We start from the raw sequence: 19,255 nt of genomic DNA, 5'->3' as shown, positions 1-19,255 counted from the left end.
ATTGTATCGTGTTTAAAATTGTTTTTTTATGCTTCATAAATGCATTAAATTTTTAATAGAAAATAAAGTCGTCGCAGCCCTGCTATTGGTTCTTTTTTTAGCTTGGGGAACTGTACACGCACCTTTTCAATGGGATACAGGTTTCTTGCCTAGAAACCCCGTAGCCGTTGATGCAATTCCAGATATTGGTGAGAACCAACAGATAGTTTTTACCAAGTGGGCTGGTCGCTCACCACAAGATATTGAAGATCAGATTAGCTATCCGTTAACCAGTGCCTTGCTGGGGATTCCTGGGGTTAAAACCATCAGAAGCTCTTCTATGTTTGGGCTGTCTAGCATCTATATCATATTTGAAGAAGACATTGAGTTTTATTGGAGTCGCAGTCGAATTTTAGAAAAGCTAAACTCGCTGCCCAGTGGTTTATTGCCCGCAGAGGTACAACCCGCTTTAGGTCCTGATGCCACAGGTTTGGGTCAGATATTTTGGTATACCCTAGAAGGTAGAGATGCCCAAGGACAGGTAACCGGCGGTTGGGATCTGCAAGAGCTGAGAAGCATTCAGGATTACTATGTAAAATATGCGCTGTCTTCTGCTAGTGGCGTTGCCGAAGTGGCCTCTATTGGTGGCTATGTACAGGAGTATCAGATTGATGTAGATCCAGAGCTGATGCGTCAGTATAAAGTATCATTAGATGAGATAGTCAAAGCGGTTAAAGAGAGCAATACAGATATTGGAGCACAGACCATAGAGATTAATAAGGTAGAGTATTTGGTGCGAGGTTTGGGCTATGTAAAATCTATTTCAGATTTAGAAGATGCGGTGGTTACTGCCACAGATTTTACGGCCATCCGCATCAAAGATTTGGCAAAGGTATCTTTAGGACCAGCAGAGCGAAGAGGTATCTTAGACAAAGAAGGAGCTGAGGTGGTTGGTGCTGTTGTGGTTGCCAGGTACGGAGCTAATCCCATGGAAGTTATAGGCAATGTAAAAGAAAAAATTGCAGAGCTCAGTGCAGGCTTGCCCTCTAAACTTTTGTCTGATGGTCGAACTTCACAGTTAACCATTGTTCCTTTTTATGATCGGACAGTCTTGATAAATGAAACCCTAGGAACGTTAAACGAGGCGCTTAGTTTGGAGATTTTAATCACCATGTTGGTTATTGTGGTTATGGTCTTTAATTTAAGAGCCTCCATGCTTATTGCAGGACTGTTGCCTGTGGCGGTGCTAATGGTTTTTATTGCCATGCACTTTTTTAAGGTCGATGCAAACATCGTTGCCTTATCTGGGATCGCCATTGCCATTGGAACCATGGTAGATGTGGGCGTCATCCTCTCTGAAAATATTTTAAGGCATTTGGATGCATCAAAAAAGCAGCAGCCAAAACCATCAGTAAACAACATCGTTTATACAGCAACCACAGAAGTATCAGGAGCCATTATTACGGCGGTGCTCACCACCATTATTAGTTTTATTCCTGTCTTTACATTATTAGGAGCAGAAGGAAAACTCTTTAGACCTTTGGCCTTTACCAAAACCTTTGCGCTGATTGCAGCCATCTTGGTGGCCCTGTTTTTGATTCCTCCTTTTGCAGCCTTTTTATTTCAGAAAAAATCACTTAAAAAAACCAGTCAATACCTGCTGCAAATAGCACTAATACTCATTGGGATTACAGGACTTGTTTTTGGTTACTGGTTGGGCTTGGTGCTTCTTATTTTTGGCATCATTGCACTGTTAAAACTTCAAGGAAAACTCTCCGCATTTTGGGCCAATCGCAGTCAAAATTCTGCCATTGCCATTGCCATCGTATTTTTATTAGCCAATTATTGGAGACCACTGGGCTTAGAACAGCATTTTGTTTGGAACCTGCTCTTTGTGGCCCTTATTTGTTTTGGATTGCTGGCAGTCTTTACCTTGTTTAGACAGTATTATGTACGGATTTTACAGTGGGCACTAGCCAATAAGATCCTCTTTTTAAGCCTGCCGTTTGCCATAGTAATTGCCGGTTTTTTAATCATGAAAAACACAGGAAAAGAATTTATGCCTTCTTTAAATGAAGGATCCTTTTTGTTGATGCCAACATCGATGCCGCATGCAGGTGTCGAAGAAAACAAACGCGTCTTGCAGCAATTGGATATGGCGGTAGCTGGGATACCAGAAATTGAAACCGTAGTAGGAAAAGCAGGCCGAACAGAATCAGCCTTAGATCCTGCTCCCTTATCCATGTATGAGAATATTATTCAATACAAATCAGAATACAGGCTTCATACAGCAGGGCACAAACAACGCTATAAGGTTAACGCCGATGGGCATTTTGTCTTAAAAAATGGAGGGACACTAGACCCAACAAATTGGGAGCGTAGAAAGGCCATCAATTTAGATGTTCAGTTGCAAGAGGATGCTTCTGGTGAGTTTTTTAGAAACTGGCGACCAGAGATCAAATCACCCGATGATATTTGGACAGCTATTGTAAATGCCACCAAATTGCCAGGGGTTACTTCTGCACCGAAACTACAGCCCATAGAAACTCGCTTGGTGATGTTGCAAACTGGAATGAGAGCACCCATGGGAATCAAAGTAAAAGGGCAAGATCTTAAAAAAATAGAAGCTTTTGGAGTGCAATTAGAAGGCATTTTAAAAGAGGTAGAAGGGGTAAAGGTATCGGCTGTTTTTGCCGATAGAATTGTGGGGAAACCCTATTTACTCATCGATATAGATAGAGAGAAAATTGCCCGCTATGGCATTCGAATCCAAGATGTGCAAAACGTCTTAAAAGTTGCCGTAGGAGGGATGGCCCTTACGCAAACGGTAGAAGGAAGAGAACGCTATGCAGTAAGGGTTCGATACCCAAGAGAACTAAGAGCCAACCCAGCAGATCTAGGAAAGATTTACATTCCTGTAGCCCAGGGCAATCCTGTGCCACTTTCTGATTTGGCAAGCATTAGATATGAGCAAGGACCTCAAGTAATCAAGAGCGAGGACACTTTTTTAGTGGGCTATGTGCTGTTTGATAAGTTGGATGGCTATGCAGAGGTCTCTGTTGTAGAGGCGGCTCAAGAAAAGATTCAAGCTGCCATAGATTCTGGTAAACTTGCGGTTCCGAAAGGGATTAATTATCAATTTACAGGGACCTATGAAAATCAGTTACGAGCAGAAAAGACTTTGGTAATTGTAGTGCCTTTGGCTTTGAGCATCATCTTTTTGATCCTGTATTTTCAGTTTAAATCTGTGGCCACTTCATTGATGGTTTTCTCAGGAATCGCGGTGGCATTCTCTGGAGGATTTATCCTTTTGTGGCTCTATGGTCAGGATTGGTTTTTAAACCTAGATTTCTTTGGGGCTAACCTTCGAGAGATTTTCCAAATGCACACTGTTAATTTAAGTGTGGCGGTTTGGGTTGGTTTTATAGCCCTGTTTGGAATAGCAACCGATGATGGTGTAGTCATGGCTACCTATCTAACACAGACCTTCGATAAAAACAAACCAAGCTCTGTAAAAGAGATTAGAGCGGCCATTGTAGAAGCGGGAGAAAAAAGAATCAGACCTTGTTTAATGACTACGGCGACCACCATCTTGGCTTTATTGCCTGTATTGACATCAACCGGAAGAGGGAGTGATATTATGATCCCCATGGCCATTCCAAGTTTTGGAGGAATGCTGGTAGCGCTCATTAGCTTGTTTGTGGTTCCTGTACTGTACAGTTTTAGACAAGAAATAAAACTTAAAAAAGACATCCATGAAAACTAAAATCATTTTATTATGTTGCCTGTTTGCACTTCAAATTGTGCAGGGGCAAGACTTGGAAAGCCTCCTAAAGATTGGGGTAGAAAACAGTCCGAGCTTGCAAAAATTTGAACTAAAGTATTTAGGTGTTTCTGAGAAAAAGAACGAGGCAAACAGCCTGCCCAATACAGAATTTGGCTTTGGTTATTTTGTAAGTGAACCAGAAACCAAAACAGGGCCTCAGCGCCTTAAGGTTTCTGTTAAACAAATGATACCGTGGTTTGGATCTATTAGTTCTAGAGAGGCCTATAGCCAGTCTTTGGCCGAAGTGAGTTATGAGGATATTCAGATAGCCAAAAGAAAACTGATAGCCAGTATTTCTGAGCAGTACTATACCTTGTTAGCCATTAAAGCCAAGCAGAAAGTTGTCAAAGAAAACAAGGCCTTATTAGTCATTTATGAAAAATTGGCGCTCAAAGCCATAGAAGTTTCTAAAGCATCGGCGGTAGATGTTCTGCGTTTGCAAATGCGACAAAATGAGCTACAGCAGTTGGCCTTGGTTTTGGATCAGAATTTTAGGGCTCAACAAGCGGCTTTAAATTTATTGCTAAACAGAGCTAAAGAAACTCCGATACAAATTCCAGAAGTGATGGAGTTGCCCAAAGAAGAGGTACTACTCACCAATAAAAAATTAGGGGTACATCCAGAGTTGTTAAAGTATGATAAGCTGTATCAATCTGTCATAAAATCAGAGCTGGTCAATCAAAAAGAAAACAAACCCATGATTGGTTTTGGGCTCGATTATATTGCCATTTCTAAGCTGCCAGTTGCCAACCTAAATGACAACGGAAAAGATGTTTTTATGCCGATGGTTTCGCTTTCGATTCCGATTTTTAATAAAAAATACCATTCTAAAACGCTGCAAAATGAGTTAAAACAGCATGAAATTATATCAGAAAAACAAGAGCGCTTAAATGCCTTAAAAACCTTGTTAGAAACGGCAAAAACCAATCGAGTAGTCGCTAGAATACGCTATGAGACCCAGGTAAAAAACAGCGAACAGGCAAAAAGTGCCGAAAAACTATTGCTGCAAAATTACGAAACAGGAACGGTCAATTTTAAAGAGGTCTTGGAGATTCAAGAACTGCAATTGCAGTTTCAGACCAATCAGATAGAAGCGGTCAAAAGCTTTTTTGTGCAAACGACCATTATTAATTATTTAAGCAAATAAATCATGAAAAAATATAGTACGTATATAGCCATACTAGCCTTTGGACTTTTGTTGGGTTGGTGGTTTTTTGGAAGCTCATCAAGCAATCAAACGCATCCAGATCACGAGGAAGCCACTGCTAAAAATGAATTCTGGACCTGCTCCATGCATCCACAGATTATGCAGCCAGAAGCTGGCGATTGCCCAATTTGTGGTATGGATCTTATTGTTGCAGAGGCAAACGCTGATGGACTGTCTATCCATCAATTTAAATTGACAAACAACGCCATGGCCTTGGCCAATATTCAAACGAGTGTGGTTGGGCAAAACGCCGAGCAATCGAACTCCTTAAAAATTACAGGAAAGATTGTAGAAAACGAAGAGACCACTGAGACGCTTTCTGCTCATTACAATGGACGGGTAGAAAAACTATTTATCAATTTTGTGGGCGAGAAAATTAAAAAAGGGCAGGCAGTGGCTGAGGTCTATTCTGCAGAGTTGGTCAATGCACAGCAGGAACTTTTAACCGCTTATGCCCTTAGAGCAGAACAGCCAAATTTATATAAGGCAGTGCAAAACAAGTTTAAGAATTGGGAAATTCATCAAAATCAATTGGATGAAATTATTAGAACCGGTGTTATTAAAAACAGTTTTACGCTGTATGCACATGCCTCTGGAACGGTTTCAGAAATTTTTGTAAATCAAGGAGGCCATATTGCCAATGGAATGCCCATTTTTAAGCTGGCCAAATTGCAAAGCGTTTGGGCAGTATTTGATCTGTATGAGCGTCAATTAGGGCAGTTTAGTGTAGGCCAAAAAATAGCGGTCGGGACTCAGGCATTTCCAAACAAGACCTATCAGGCAAGCATTGCATTTATTCAACCTGCTTTAGATAGCAAAACCCGAACCGTTGCCATGAGAGTGGTCTTGCAAAATAAAGATGAACTATTAAAACCAGGCATGTTTGTAGAAGGAGTTGCGCTTTTAGATACCTCAAAAAACACTGAAATCAGCATACCTACCACCGCAGTTCTATGGACAGGAAAGCGCTCTGTGGTCTATTTAAAAACCGCAGCAGAAACACCTGTGTTTGAGTTGAGAGAAGTGCAATTGGGGCTGCAATCAGGCAATAGTTATCCCGTAATCTCTGGTTTAAATACTGGTGATGAGATTGTAACCAACGGAACTTTTACCGTAGATGCAGCAGCTCAGTTACAGGGCAAAAAATCTATGATGAATCAGCAAGAGAACAGTGCAGCTGTCAACAGCAAGGACAGCCCTATAGCAGGATTAGAGCGCAAAGAGGTTTCGGCTGAATTTCAACAGCAGTTAGCAGTTGCTTTTAACGCATACATACAACTTAAAGATGCGTTGGTTTTAGACAAGGCGGTAACGGCAGTAGAAGCAGAACCTTTCTTAAATGCGCTTTCTAAAGTGTCTATGAATTTACTGACCAGCTCCAGTGATCATACCCAATGGATGGGCTATGCCAAACACATGAAAACGGCTGCCAATCTTATTTTAAACAGCGATGATCTTGGGGTGCAACGAAATGAATTTAGACAGTTGTCTAACAATATGATCAATGCAGTTCAGCTGTTTGGCATTCAGAAAAAAGTTTACAAACAATTTTGCCCCATGGCAAACAATGACAAAGGTGCCTATTGGTTAAGTCTAGATGCCGCCGTTAAGAATCCTTATTATGGAGCTGCCATGTTAAACTGTGGGGAAGTAAAAGAAATCATTAATTAAGAATAAGAGTACCATTATAATTTTAACCAGTAAATAATTAAATCATGAGAAAATTAGTACTAAGTGCAGCCTTGATTGCTGCGATTGGATTTACAGCTTGTAAATCAGAAAAAAAAGAAACAGAGAATACTCCTGTTAAAACGGAAGTTATTGCAAACGCAACGGCCAATTTTGGAGTAAGAGGAAACTGTGGTATGTGTAAGACTACCATTGAGAAAGCTGCCAATGCAGTGCCAGGAGTTGCCAAAGCTACTTGGGATGTTGATAAAAAGAAGGTTGAGCTTTCTTTTGATTCAAGCAAAACCGATGCCATGGCTGTACAAAAAGCAATTGCAGCAGCTGGCTATGATACAGAAAGTATGCAAGGGAGTTTAGACTCATATAACAACTTGCCTGCTTGTTGTAAATACGATCACAGCATGGAGATGAGTTTAACTGCTGATGCTACAAATACAGATACTCACTAGAACTCTAAATGAGTTTTATAAATTAATATTTAGTTTAAAAAGCGCTGTTTTTCAGCGCTTTTTTATATTATTTTCTCATTTATCCATTAAAAAATTATAAGTTTATGCTTTAAAATTTTATGGAGTGAAACAACTATTCTTCATTGTTCTTTTTTTTATGATTGAGGTTATGCCTGCTCAAGACAAAGCTCAATCCCAAAATAATGATCAGGCTACCCAAATAGAGGCCTTGTATATTGATGGGCAAAAATTGTATGCAGAAAATGATTATGAACAAGGATTTGACTTGATCAATAAGGGTTTTAAAAAAGCCCAAGAACTTAAAGATGAGTCTTTAATTGCATACGGCTACTTATACAAAGGCGCGTATTATCAAAAAAAGAGCGAGCCTTCTCTTGGGGTGATCGTTTTGCAAAAAGCCCTATCCATTTTTACTTCTTTAAACAATCAAAAGGCCATTACCCAGAGCTATTTTAACTTAGGAGACTGCTATGCATCTCTTTCTCAATTTGATAAGGCTTTTGAGAGTTTTTTTAAGGCATTAGCGTTTGAAGAAAGCATTCAGAATGCAAAAGGCATCGGAGACAATTTGTCAAGAATTGGCGAGTTGTACTTGTTAACTGCTGATTATAAAAAGGCGAGAGCCAACTTTAATCAGGCAATGGAAATTTATATCGATTTAAAGAGTGAGCGCGATATTATGTTTACCCTTACAAATTTAGGAGCCTGTTATCAGAAAGAGGGGAGTTCTAGCGATGACAATACCCTAATTTTGAAGGCTATCGAGACTTTTAAAATAGGCTTAGAAAAGGCCAGAAATTTAGGAATCAGAAGAAGTGAATCTGTTTTTTTAGGGAATATCGGTTCATCGTATCGAAGATTGGGCAACTACCAAGAGTCTCTAGAATATTTATTTATGGCATTGCCCATAAAAATTGAGCAAAATAGATACACCAGTGCTGCACATACCTGCAACGATATTTCTGAGACCTATATCTCAATGAATAAGCTAGCCAAAGCCAAGGAGTATGCCTTAAAAGCCATAAGTTTTGCTAACGGATATAGCATTCATCAGGAGCGATATGCCTATTATATCTTATCGGATATCGAATCAAAATTAGGCAACTACAAAAGTGCGATGGTCAGTTTAAAAAAATACCAAAAACTAGAGGATAGTATCTTTTCTATCGAAAAAATAAAGAGTATTAATGAGCTTGCCATAGCGTACGAAACAGAAAAGAAAAACCTAACCATACAAGCCCAAGAAAGTGACATTGCTCTTTTAGATTCTAAAAATAAACTAAAGAGCCAATGGATGATTTTTGGAGGTCTAGGGCTCTTGTCTTTCTTTAGTATTTTTGTCTTATATCGCTCTAAAAAAACAACCCAAAAAGAAAAATTACTACAGGAGCAATTTTCTCAAAACCTGTTGGTGTCTCAAGAGGATGAGCGTGTTCGGATTGCCAGAGAACTGCACGATAGTGTTGGGCAGCAACTAACGCTGATCAAAAAGAAATCGCAGAATCTTAACCAAGACGAGATTACCAAACTAACCAATGCCACTTTAGAAGAGGTTAGAAGCATTTCTAGAGGACTATATCCTGCCTTGTTAAATCAATTGGGTTTAACAGAGAGTATAGAACAGTTGATTAATGATTATGATGAAGAGTCTGAGCTGTTTTTCTCTATGGATATAGACAATATTGATGCCTATTTTACAGACAATACTAGCTTAAATTACTACAGGCTTATCCAGGAGTGTTTAACCAACATCGTAAAGCATGCAAAGGCAAAATCTGTGACTGTTAATATTAAAAAAGAAGGGACGCAGATTGTGAGTTTAATTTCTGATAATGGAAAGGGCTTTGATGTAAATGACAGTAAAAAGAAGAATAGTTTGGGGTTAAAAACTATTTTTGAACGAATTAAAATAATGAACGGTAATCTTTCTATTGATAGCCGATTAAATAATGGAACCAGTTTTCTGTTTTCGATACCGATAAAAAATGAATAATAACATACGTATACTTGTTGCTGATGACCATCCTTTGCTTTTAAAAGGATTGATCACAGAATTATTGGATTTGAAATATGAAGTGCTTGAGGGCGCCACAAATGGAGCTCAGGCCTTAGAAGCCATCGTTGCTAAAAAACCGACGATTGCCATTCTAGATATTAACATGCCCATTTTAACAGGTTTTGAAGTGATCAAAAAATGTCAGAATGAATCCTTGGATACAAAGTTTATAGTACTTACTTCTTACAAAGAAAAGGGCTTTATTTTAAAGGCAAAAAAGCTCAATATTTCTGGTTATTTATTAAAAGATGAGCCTTTTAGTGAAATTAAAAAATGCATCAAAGCTGTTTTAAAAGATAAATTTTACGCCAGCCCAATTTTTGATGAGGTCTTTAGAAATGAAGTTTCTCCTCAGATAGAAAAAATTAAATTTTTATCACCATCAGAAAGAACCATCGTACGATTGATTGCCTTAGATAAATCAACCAAAGAAATTGCAGAAACCTTATCAATTTCTACTAGAACTGTAGAAAAACACCGATCTAATATTATTGCAAAATTAGAGCTGCCAACTGGCGCTGACCCTTTGACTGTTTGGATTAAAGAAAATCAAGATTTGCTAGAGTCTATCTGAATTTTTTATAAAAATAAGAGCTAGCACTATTACGTAACCCTACGTAGTAATTGTTTTTCCTACGTATTTCAGAAGCCAAGTAAAGAGGATACATTTACCCAACAAAATTGCATAACAAAATTGCTATTGAAAAATTAGATATCAGACCAAAAGTTAGCATAGGGAAACTATTTAGAATATTTTTAACTGTATTTTAAACATCAATGGGGGTATTATTGATCTTACTTATGCAACCTAAAGAAATTCCCCTAGACTTCTTTTAGTCGTTACCTCACAACGTAATGTTGTGAGGTTTTTTTTGACTAATACTACAGCCTGTTTTGCTCATTAGCTAAGTTGGCAGACTTTATTTTTTTCTTTTTTCCAGCTCCAAAATTATAAGTTAAAGCAAGTGTAAATTTTCTGGTTTCCCATTGGTTGGTCCAATTTGTACTTACATTGTTTTGGGTGGTAATTTGTCTCCACTGATTTTCTTTTAAAACGTCTTGAGCAGTGATGTTTAAAATAAGTTGCTTGTTTAAAAATTCTTTTCTCATTCCAAAAGACATATCGTAGGCTGGTAAAAATTCACTGTTCCCGTAGTTCCCGTTTTTTGAGTAAAAACTGGTCCAAGTAAAGCTTAAATCATTTTTAAAACGAAACGATTGACTGAGGTTTCCATAAAAATTTGCACCGCTTTCATTAAAGGCATAGCCCGGTATCGTAGAGGTTGCTTGTGCATAAGAAACTTCTGTGTTTACCTGTAGCTCCCACCAATCAGTTGGGCTAAAGCTGGTGTTAAAAGAAAGACCTATGCTTTTTGATTTTCCTATATTATCTACATACAAGGTGGTGATTTTTGTAGCCTCATCATACGATACAATTTGATACATTTCTCCCTGAGTTAAATTGGCAAATACAGAAAGTGCCGTTTTGTATTTTCGAACCCAGGTTAGCTCAAAAGCATCTGTAAAAGCTGGTTGTAGGTTTGGGTTACCCACTTGCACATTGTAGGTGTCTATATACTCAAAAAATGGATTTAAGTTTAGGTAACGAGGCCTTTCTATTCGTTTGCTATATGAAAATTTGTATTGGTTGTCATCTGCATTTCTGTTGATGCTAAACGAAGGAAACCAAGAGGTGTACGAATCTTTGTTTGTGGTGTTTGCTGTTTTAGAAAAGGCATCGTAAGCCATGTGTTCTGCTCTTAGTCCTAGTTGAAAGTTCCAGTTGTTACGGCTAAGATTTGCGATTCCATATCCTGCAAAAATCGATTCCTTATAGATTAAATGATTGCTGCGATTGGTGTTGGGTACAAAGATGCCTGCATTGTTTTTATCTTCTAAACGCAGATCATAATCATTGTGAACATAACTGTATTTTAGCCCTGTTTCTAGGTTAAAGTTAGGGTTTATTTTTTTCTCCAAATCAACAGTTGTGTTTACAATCTGTACCTGAGTAGGATTGCTGTTTCTAATTACAGACGCTGGTTGGTATTGATTGTTGCTGTTTGCCAAGTAATATTGATTGCTGGTGATTCTGTTTCCTTGCTTGTTGTAGTTGGCAAGGTTTATTTGAGCATCTAGTTTTGTGTCTAAACTATCAGAAACAAAGCTATAGTAAAGATTTCCTGTTAATCGTTTGTTCTTTTGGTACTCACTGGTCTCTAAAAGTGTATAACGCAAAAACTGATCATTTTCTATTTCATTGGTTTTTCCTTCTGTGATGGCATCACTTAGATAGCTATTGTAATTAAATGAGCTTCCTAACTGACTGTTTTTAGTTAATGCATATGAGACACCAAAAGTACCGGTATAGCTATTGCTTTTTGGATACCAATCATTAAACTGCTCTAAAACAGTTGTTTTACCTGGCTCATTAATGGTTTGGACCACTTTTCTGTGGTTGGTGCTTTCATTGTAATTTGAATTCAATCCCAGATTGAGGTTCCATTTTTCTGAATTGTGATAGAGGTTTAGTCCGTTGCTGTTTTTAATAAACTCTGCATAGCCCACTGAGCTTCTAATATTTCCTGTTAAGCCTGTATTGACTCCTTTTTTTAATTTGATGTTTAAGATTCCACCACTTCCTGCAGCACTGTATTTGGCAGATGGGTTGGCAATAAGTTCTACTGATTTGATATTGTCTCCACTGAGCGTTTTAAGAAATAGTTTTAGATCCCCTCCGCTAAAAAGTGAAGGCTTGCCATCTATTAATATCTGAAGATTTGAGTTGCCTCTAAAAACAATGTTCTCATCTTTGTCTAAACGAATTCCTGGTAGCTTGGTTAAGGTTTGTAACCCATCATTCCCGATTCCTAAACCAGCTCTCTCAATATTAATAGTCATTTTATCACCACTCATTTTTAGAGTTCTTTGTTTTTGTAAGATAACTACTTCTTCAAGTTCTGTACGATCTTCTTGCATGCGGATTGCGTGCTCTATAACAGAAGTTGTTGGGTTGATAGGTTTTGAGATATAGGTTTTGTATCCCAATAAATCTGCTTTGATATAAAAAGCAGTTTTTTCTATACGAAGTTCATAATTACCAGCTTCATCTGCGTAAGCGTAGTGTATAAAAGCATCAGTTTTAGCGTTAAACACAGTAATGGCTGCGGCCATAAGAGTTTCATTGTCTTCTGCTGAGACAACAGTTCCTTTAACGGTGATTTTTTGTGCTTGAACTTGATAAGCTACGAAAAAGCAAATAAGCATAATGTGTAATTTTTTCATGGGTGTCGTTTTTTATTTTCAGCTAAAGTATTTGTAAAGGAGTTCTTAAAAATAGAGACTACATCAACGCCTTATTTTATTCCATCAACCCTAAAAAAGCCAATACTTTTTAATGATATTGCTGTTTTTATCTGTTTGTGTAAAGAAATGGGCGGTTGATACAAAATTCTGGGATACTGTATTATTAATGTATATTTTTACCTCATGAATTTGAAACAACAACAGTGGAAGATACACCTCCTAATCGCACTCATTATTATTGGGATGGATTTTTATGGAGATTATGTATACAATGGTTTGGATGGATTTCTTAAAAATTTTAAGTATCCGTCTAACCTTCGTATTTTGGCGCTTTATATTCCTTTTTTTAGTATTTACAGTCTTAATTATTTACTAGTCTGTAAGCAGACGCTCTCAAAAAAGAAACTGTTTTTGTTTGCGATTGCTGTACTGGGGATGACCTTTGTTTTTGCAGGGCTTCGCTATGTGTTTGATGAGGTGATTATTTATAAAATAACTGGATTGCACAATTATTTTGACGATTCTAGGAACTTTATCTACTATACTTTTGACAACTCTTATTTTGCCATCAAGGCAATCATGTTTAGCACTTCTTTATATCTGCTTTTTGAGTATATAGAGAATAAAAACAAGTTGCATTTATTAGAAATTGAGCAAAAGAAAGCAGAGTTAAGCTTCTTAAAATCTCAATTAGAACCGCATTTCTTGTTTAATACACTTAATTCTTTTTATACTGATCTTGTAGATACCCAACCCAAAACAGCAAAAGACATTTATCGTTTGTCAGAGCTTTTGCGCTATGTAACTTATGAAGCGCAACATGATTTTATGCCCTTGCAAAAAGAGATTCAATTTATAGAAGACTATCTTTATTTTTACAAAAAGAGGTATGAAGATGCGCTCTTTTTAGAGTTTAACTTAGAAGGGATTATTGCAGATCAACAGATTCCATCTTTGGTATTGATTCATTTTGTAGAAAACATGTTTAAACATGGGGTTACTTATAAAAAAGAAACACCTGCCAAGCTGAGTATACAGATTACGCAAGATCATTTAATCTTGACCACTCATAATGAGCTTTCTAAGGCCGAGAAATACACCAATACGGGGATCGGAAAAGAGAACTTAGACAAACGATTAAAGGCCATTTACAATACGGGTTATGAGTTTACCTATCAGCAAAAAGGAACTACTTATCATGCCTATTTAAAACTCTCATTTAAAAAATAAGACCATGCAAAAGATTAAATGTTTACTGGTTGATGATGAGCCGCCAGCAATTCGATTGCTAGAAAAATACATCAGCAAAATAGATTTCTTAGACCTGGTCTATGCCACCAAAAGCTCTTTAGATGCACTTAGCTATATAGAACAAGAAGGTGTTGATTTGGTTTTTTTAGACATTCAGATGCCAGAGTTAACGGGCATTCAACTCTCTAAAATTATCCAAGGGAAAACAAAAATCATCTTTACCACTGCATATCCGCAGTTTGCTATAGAAAGTTATAATGTCAATGCCGTCGATTATTTGTTAAAGCCCTTTGAGTTTGAACGTTTTTATCAGGCTGTGTTAAAAGTAAAAGAGAATGCACAAGCTATAGAAATTAAAGAACAGCCCAACAAAGACCCTTTTTTGTTTGTTAAAACCGATGGGAAAAACAATTTTGAAAAGGTCTACGTAAAAGACATTTGTTATATAGAAGGTTTAAAAAATTATGTGGCCATACATCTGATAGATAAGCAAATAATCACCAACAATACCTTAAAAAGTATTGATGAGTTTTTGCCCAGCCAAGAGTTTGTAAAGGTGCACAAATCATATATCGTTTCTTTGGCACATATTCAAAGAACAGATTCGCTGTCTGTGTATATCAACAACAAAGCTTTGCCTATCGGCGATTCTCATAAAAAACTGTTTTTTGAGACCATTCAGAAGATGAAATTATAATGGGTTTTCTGAGTTTTTGGGATTGATTTCTTAGCTTTGAGGTCTATGGATTTATTTAATCAAGATCGTATTAGAAATATTCTTCCTTATGATGGAGTAGCTGATTATCACGGTACAATTCTATCGGTTGAGCGCTCTAGGTATTACTATGAGCAGCTGCTAGAAAATATTTTATGGAAACCCGATGAGGCGGTTATTTTTGGAAAGCATATCCAAACCAAACGAAAAGTAGCCTGGTATGCAGATGACAATTTTGAGTATACTTACTCAAACAGTACCAAGCAAGCCTTGCCTTGGACTGATGCATTAATCGCTCTAAAAAAGATTGTAGAGCAGGAGAGCAATCAACAGTATAACTCTTGCCTTCTCAATCTGTATCACAGTGGAGAAGAAGGGATGGCTTGGCACTCAGATAGTGAAAAAATGTTGAAAAAAAATGGAGCTATTGCCTCCTTAACACTTGGGGCTGCCCGAAAATTTTCTTTTAAGCATAAAGAGCGCAAACAAAAAGTAGATATACTCTTAGAAAGCGGAAGTTTATTGGTCATGAAAGGGAGCACTCAGACCCATTGGTTGCACAGATTACCTCCCACAAAAAAAGTTCAAACCCCCAGAATAAACTTAACCTTTAGAACTATAGTTCGTTAAATTTTCTATTTCTTTGCAGTAAATTTTTTTTCATTGGATCGGAATAGTCAAACATCGATAAATCTTAACAAATACATCAGTAGCACCGGGATTTGTTCTCGAAGAGAGGCCGAAAAACTGATTGTAGCCGGAAGGGTCACCATTAATGGCAATCTTACACAGCTTGGTAACCGAGTGTTTCCTGGAGATGTTGTTAAAATTGACGGGCGCCCTTTACAGGCAAAACCACCAACCTTGTATTTGGCATTTAACAAACCCGTGGGCATTGTTTGCACCACAGATTTGAGAGAGAGAGACAATATCATTCGCTATATCAATCACCCAGAAAGACTTTTTCCTATTGGTCGTTTAGACAAACCTTCTGAAGGTTTAATTTTCTTGACCAATGATGGAGATATTGTCAATAAAATATTGAGAGCGGGTAACAATCATGAAAAGGATTATGTGGTTACTGTAGATAAGCCTATCACCGATGATTTCTTGCAACAAATGAGCAATGGAATTCCGATTTTAGGAACCATTACCAAAAAGTGTGTGCTAAAAAAATTGGCTTCTCATAGCTTTCAAATCGTATTGACCCAAGGTTTAAATCGTCAGATTAGAAGAATGTGTGAGTATTTGGGCTATGAGGTGCTTAGCTTAAAACGCACGCGAATAATGAATGTCCATCTTGATAAGCTTGCTATTGGAGATTGGAGAGAGCTTACAGAACAAGAGCTTTCTGAGATTAACAAAATGGTGGCCAGCTCTTCAAAAACAGAAGAAGCTTCTAAAGACAATACGGTTAAGACCAAAAAGAAAACCAGCACAAAAAAGGAAGCGCCAAAGCCAAATGCTTTTACAAAGAAGAGTGCAGCTTTTAGAAAAAACTCACCCAAGAATAACAGAAACTCGACATCATCCAACAGAAAAAGAAAACGTTAAAGAGCCCATATCTTTTAACGTTTCAATTCTTACAATAACTGTATCTTTGCAACAATGAAATTTGACTTAAAAATAACAGACCCTAAGACCAAGGCAAGAGCCGGTGTTATTACCACAGATCACGGAACCATAGAAACTCCTATTTTTATGCCCGTAGGAACTGTTGGAACTGTAAAAGGAGTACATCAATCCGAACTAAAAAACGAAATCAATCCCGATATTATTTTGGGGAATACCTACCACTTGTATTTACGTCCTAAGACGGATATTTTAGAGCAGGCTGGAGGTCTTCATAAATTTATGAACTGGGATCGTAATATCTTAACAGATTCTGGAGGTTACCAAGTGTACTCACTTTCTGGAAGAAGAAAAATAAAAGAAGAAGGCGTAAAGTTTAAGAGTCATATAGACGGTTCTTACCATGTTTTTACACCAGAAAACGTGATGGAAATTCAACGAAAGATTGGAGCTGATATCATCATGGCATTTGATGAGTGTACACCCTATCCTTGTGATTATAATTATGCAAAGCGATCGATGCATATGACGCATCGCTGGTTAAAACGCTGTATAACTCACTTAGAAAAAACACCATTACGTTACGATTACGATCAGGCATTTTTTCCGATTGTACAAGGAAGTACTTATAAAGATTTAAGAAAGCAATCTGCAGAATTCATTGCCTCTGTTGGTGCTGAAGGAAATGCAATTGGTGGACTTTCTGTTGGTGAGCCAGCAGAAGAACTCTATGCAATGACAGAAGTTGTTTGTGAGATTTTACCAGAAGACAAGCCGCGTTATTTAATGGGGGTAGGGACTCCTATCAATATTTTAGAGAACATCGCTTTGGGTGTTGATATGTTTGATTGTGTAATGCCTACAAGAAATGCTAGAAACGGTATGTTGTTTACAGCGCATGGTACCATCAATATTAAAAATAAAAAGTGGGAGAATGACTTTTCTGCACTAGATCCTATGGATATTACTTTTGTAGATACTCTGTATTCTAAAGCCTATTTAAGACATTTGTTTGCGTCTAATGAACTGCTTGGAAAACAGATTGCATCCATTCACAACCTTGGTTTTTACCTTTGGTTAACTCGTGAAGCAAGAAAACATATCTTAGCAGGAGATTTTGCCGAATGGAAAAACACCATGGTCAATCAAATGAACAAACGATTGTAATTTGAAAATAATTGATTCTTACATATTAAAACGGTATCTGGTAACTTTTGTATTTACCTTACTTATCTTGATACCCATAGCTGTGGCTATTGATATTGCTGAGAAAATTGATAAATTTTTAAATTCTGATACCATTACTTTGGTAGAAATCGTTTATGATTACTACCTGAATTTTATCATCTACTACGTCAATACTTTTATGCCATTGGCGCTGTTTGTGGCCGTCATCTTTTTTACTTCTAAGCTGTCTAACAACACCGAGATTATTGCCATTAACAATGCAAAAATTTCATTTACTCGATTTTTATATCCGTATATGCTTGGTGCAACCATGGTGACGCTTCTAGCTTTGCTGATGAATCATTTTGTGGTTCCTAATTCTAGTAAGGTTAGAAAGGGTTTTGAAAATACCTACTTGGTCAAAAAAAAATACAGTGACAATCAGGTCAAGCAATTTAGTTTGCAGTTGAGTGATAGTACTTATATGTATTTGCAGACCTATGATTTAAGGAATAACAGCGGGTATAATTTTTCTACAGAAGTATACGACGGCTTAACGCTGTCTTATAAGCTAACTGCAGATCTGATTAAATGGATTGATAAAGACAGCCTGTTTAGACTTTCAAATTACCAGATTAGACGAATCAATAAGAACGCAAAAGACAGTGTTTTTAAGGGGGCTACTTTAGATACTGTTTTCCCTTTTACGCCCAAAGATTTTGTTTACAAAGCTGCTTTGGCACAAGAAATGCCATCAGATGAGTTGATTGAGTTTATCAATACCTCTAAAAAAAGAGGCGTAAAAAACCTCAATGCCTATTTGGTTGAGCTGCACAAAAGAACCAGTTTGCCAGTAGCCTCTTATTTTTTAACCATCATTGCCGTAGCCTTGGCTTTTAGAAAAAGAAGAGGCGGAACAGGAGTTAATTTGGCTGTTGGATTTGGGTTGATGTTTGTTTATATTTTCTTTTTAAAAGTATCTGAAGTCTTAGGTGCCGTTGCTGGTGCAAATTCATTGCTTTCAGTTTGGGTGCCAAATATGGTCTTTGGATTGTTGGCTTTATTTCTATATATCAATGCAAGAAAATAAATTACAGAACTATGCCTTGCTGCATTTTATCGTTTTTATTTGGGGCTTTACAGCCATATTAGGTGCGCTTATTAGTATCGATGCAATCCCCTTGGTTTGGTATAGGATGTTGTTGGCAGCTGTTTTTATTTTGATTTATTTTATCATCAAAAAGAAACGCTTTAGGGTTGAGCGAAAGGCCTTGTTTAAATTTGCCTTGATTGGTGCTATCATTGCGCTGCATTGGATCACTTTTTTTAAATCAGTAAAAGTCTCTACCGTATCAATTGCCCTAGTAACCATGAGTACGGGTGCTTTTTTTACCTCTTTAATAGAGCCCTTTTTTTACAAACGCAGAATTAAAAGTGTAGAGTTAATCCTTGGCCTAATTGTGGTCATAGGCTTGTACATTATTTTTAATTTTGAATCTCAATATACCTTAGGTATCGTACTTGCCTTGATTTCTGCATCCTTATCAGCAACATTTTCTGTTTTAAATGGTTTGGCTGTTAAAACTCATGAGCCAGATGTGATTTCATTTTACCAACTGCTTTTTGGCGCTGGTTTTATAAGTATTTACCTGCTGTTTTCTGGTGGGTTTGATGCTCAGTTTTTTGATATCTCGGGCTTAGATTGGTTTTATTTATTGGTCTTAAGTAGTATTTGTACCGCCTATGCATTTATTGTTTCTGTTAAGGTGATGAAGTATTTAACGCCTTATACAGTTATGCTAACCGTAAACCTTGAACCGGTATACGCAATTGTTTTTGCTCTGTTAATTTTTGGAGAAAAAGAGCAAATGAATCCGGGCTTCTACTTAGGAGGTTCTATTGTGATCTTTGTAGTTTTGCTCAACGGTTTATTAAAAAACAAAACATATTTAAAGAAGAAGTTAAGGGGTTCTAAATAAGAGTAACCCCAATAAAAAAATAACTAGTTTTTGTACTC

At 37.2% G+C, this 19,255-nt stretch carries 14 protein-coding genes; 13 read left to right on the top strand and 1 reads right to left on the bottom strand.

Annotation, left to right across the window (positions count from 1 at the left end; all coding sequences use genetic code 11):
• Window positions 1-28: 28 nt before the first annotated feature.
• The 6 genes from WHC90_RS04440 (at window position 29) to WHC90_RS04415 (ending at window position 9,801) form a co-directional block, all read left to right on the top strand.
• Window positions 29-3,745, top strand: a complete 3,717-nt coding sequence (locus tag WHC90_RS04440) for an efflux RND transporter permease subunit (protein ID WP_188597293.1) — start codon at window positions 29-31, stop codon at window positions 3,743-3,745.
• Window positions 3,735-4,952: a TolC family protein gene (locus WHC90_RS04435; RefSeq protein ID WP_188597292.1), complete on the top strand. Its 1,218-nt coding sequence runs from the start codon at window positions 3,735-3,737 to the stop codon at window positions 4,950-4,952. The genes WHC90_RS04440 and WHC90_RS04435 overlap by 11 nt, the downstream gene beginning before the upstream one ends.
• 3 nt (window positions 4,953-4,955) lie before the next feature.
• Window positions 4,956-6,683 carry an efflux RND transporter periplasmic adaptor subunit gene (locus tag WHC90_RS04430; protein WP_188597291.1) on the top strand — a complete coding sequence of 576 codons (1,728 nt, stop codon included), beginning with the start codon at window positions 4,956-4,958 and terminating at the stop codon, window positions 6,681-6,683.
• A gap of 44 nt (window positions 6,684-6,727) precedes the next feature.
• Window positions 6,728-7,150, top strand: a complete 423-nt coding sequence (locus tag WHC90_RS04425; RefSeq protein WP_188597290.1) for a heavy-metal-associated domain-containing protein — start codon at window positions 6,728-6,730, stop codon at window positions 7,148-7,150.
• Window positions 7,151-7,274: 124 nt separating this feature from the next.
• Entirely contained in the window at window positions 7,275-9,164 is a 1,890-nt protein-coding gene (locus WHC90_RS04420; protein WP_188597289.1) for an ATP-binding protein, read from the top strand.
• Complete coding sequence (locus WHC90_RS04415; RefSeq protein WP_188597288.1) at window positions 9,157-9,801, top strand: response regulator transcription factor; 645 nt, start codon at window positions 9,157-9,159, stop codon at window positions 9,799-9,801. The genes WHC90_RS04420 and WHC90_RS04415 overlap by 8 nt, the downstream gene beginning before the upstream one ends.
• A 308-nt stretch (window positions 9,802-10,109) precedes the next feature.
• Here the strand turns inward: WHC90_RS04415 and WHC90_RS04410 are convergent, their stop codons facing one another.
• Window positions 10,110-12,512: an outer membrane beta-barrel family protein gene (locus WHC90_RS04410; protein WP_188597287.1), complete on the bottom strand. Its 2,403-nt coding sequence runs from the start codon at window positions 12,510-12,512 to the stop codon at window positions 10,110-10,112.
• 204 nt (window positions 12,513-12,716) lie between these two features.
• Between WHC90_RS04410 and WHC90_RS04405 the strand changes: the two genes are divergently transcribed.
• The 7 genes from WHC90_RS04405 to WHC90_RS04375 are packed head-to-tail and all read left to right on the top strand — an operon-like array spanning window position 12,717 to window position 19,217.
• Window positions 12,717-13,763: a sensor histidine kinase gene (locus tag WHC90_RS04405; RefSeq protein WP_188597286.1), complete on the top strand. Its 1,047-nt coding sequence runs from the start codon at window positions 12,717-12,719 to the stop codon at window positions 13,761-13,763.
• 4 nt (window positions 13,764-13,767) lie between these two features.
• Entirely contained in the window at window positions 13,768-14,481 is a 714-nt protein-coding gene (locus tag WHC90_RS04400; protein WP_188597285.1) for a LytR/AlgR family response regulator transcription factor, read from the top strand.
• A 45-nt stretch (window positions 14,482-14,526) separates the two neighbouring features.
• Window positions 14,527-15,129: an alpha-ketoglutarate-dependent dioxygenase AlkB family protein gene (locus tag WHC90_RS04395; RefSeq protein WP_188597284.1), complete on the top strand. Its 603-nt coding sequence runs from the start codon at window positions 14,527-14,529 to the stop codon at window positions 15,127-15,129.
• Between the two features lie 33 nt (window positions 15,130-15,162).
• Entirely contained in the window at window positions 15,163-16,053 is an 891-nt protein-coding gene (gene rluF, locus WHC90_RS04390; protein WP_188597283.1) for a 23S rRNA pseudouridine(2604) synthase RluF, read from the top strand.
• 54 nt (window positions 16,054-16,107) lie between these two features.
• Entirely contained in the window at window positions 16,108-17,238 is a 1,131-nt protein-coding gene (gene tgt, locus WHC90_RS04385) for a tRNA guanosine(34) transglycosylase Tgt (RefSeq protein WP_188597282.1), read from the top strand.
• A gap of 1 nt (window position 17,239) precedes the next feature.
• The gene (locus tag WHC90_RS04380; protein WP_188597281.1) at window positions 17,240-18,328 is read left to right on the top strand and encodes an LptF/LptG family permease; all 1,089 of its coding nucleotides are present in this window, start codon (window positions 17,240-17,242) and stop codon (window positions 18,326-18,328) included.
• On the top strand, window positions 18,315-19,217 hold the full coding sequence (locus WHC90_RS04375; protein WP_188597280.1) for a DMT family transporter: 903 nt from the start codon (window positions 18,315-18,317) through the stop codon (window positions 19,215-19,217). Before WHC90_RS04380 ends, WHC90_RS04375 begins: the two co-directional genes overlap by 14 nt.
• Window positions 19,218-19,255 lie beyond the last annotated feature (38 nt).

Origin of the sequence: Polaribacter pacificus (genome assembly GCF_038024035.1) — a bacterium.
Lineage (GTDB): Bacteria > Bacteroidota > Bacteroidia > Flavobacteriales > Flavobacteriaceae > Polaribacter > Polaribacter pacificus.
Note: the sequence above shows the minus strand (reverse complement) of the source record. Positions and strands in the feature narration are given on the sequence as shown.

Bases quoted from the DNA above. Each gene is read 5' to 3' on its own strand.
- WHC90_RS04435 (WP_188597292.1), top strand. From the start codon at position 3,735: ATGAAAACTAAAATCATTTTATTATGTTGCCTGTTTGCACTTCAAATT.
- WHC90_RS04425 (WP_188597290.1), top strand. From the start codon at position 6,728: ATGAGAAAATTAGTACTAAGTGCAGCCTTGATTGCTGCGATTGGATTT.
- WHC90_RS04395 (WP_188597284.1), top strand. From the start codon at position 14,527: ATGGATTTATTTAATCAAGATCGTATTAGAAATATTCTTCCTTATGAT.
- WHC90_RS04405 (WP_188597286.1), top strand. From the start codon at position 12,717: ATGAATTTGAAACAACAACAGTGGAAGATACACCTCCTAATCGCACTC.
- tgt (WP_188597282.1), top strand. From the start codon at position 16,108: ATGAAATTTGACTTAAAAATAACAGACCCTAAGACCAAGGCAAGAGCC.
- WHC90_RS04440 (WP_188597293.1), top strand. From the start codon at position 29: ATGCTTCATAAATGCATTAAATTTTTAATAGAAAATAAAGTCGTCGCA.
- WHC90_RS04430 (WP_188597291.1), top strand. From the start codon at position 4,956: ATGAAAAAATATAGTACGTATATAGCCATACTAGCCTTTGGACTTTTG.
- WHC90_RS04415 (WP_188597288.1), top strand. From the start codon at position 9,157: ATGAATAATAACATACGTATACTTGTTGCTGATGACCATCCTTTGCTT.
- WHC90_RS04400 (WP_188597285.1), top strand. From the start codon at position 13,768: ATGCAAAAGATTAAATGTTTACTGGTTGATGATGAGCCGCCAGCAATT.
- WHC90_RS04410 (WP_188597287.1), bottom strand. From the start codon at position 12,512: ATGAAAAAATTACACATTATGCTTATTTGCTTTTTCGTAGCTTATCAA.
- WHC90_RS04375 (WP_188597280.1), top strand. From the start codon at position 18,315: ATGCAAGAAAATAAATTACAGAACTATGCCTTGCTGCATTTTATCGTT.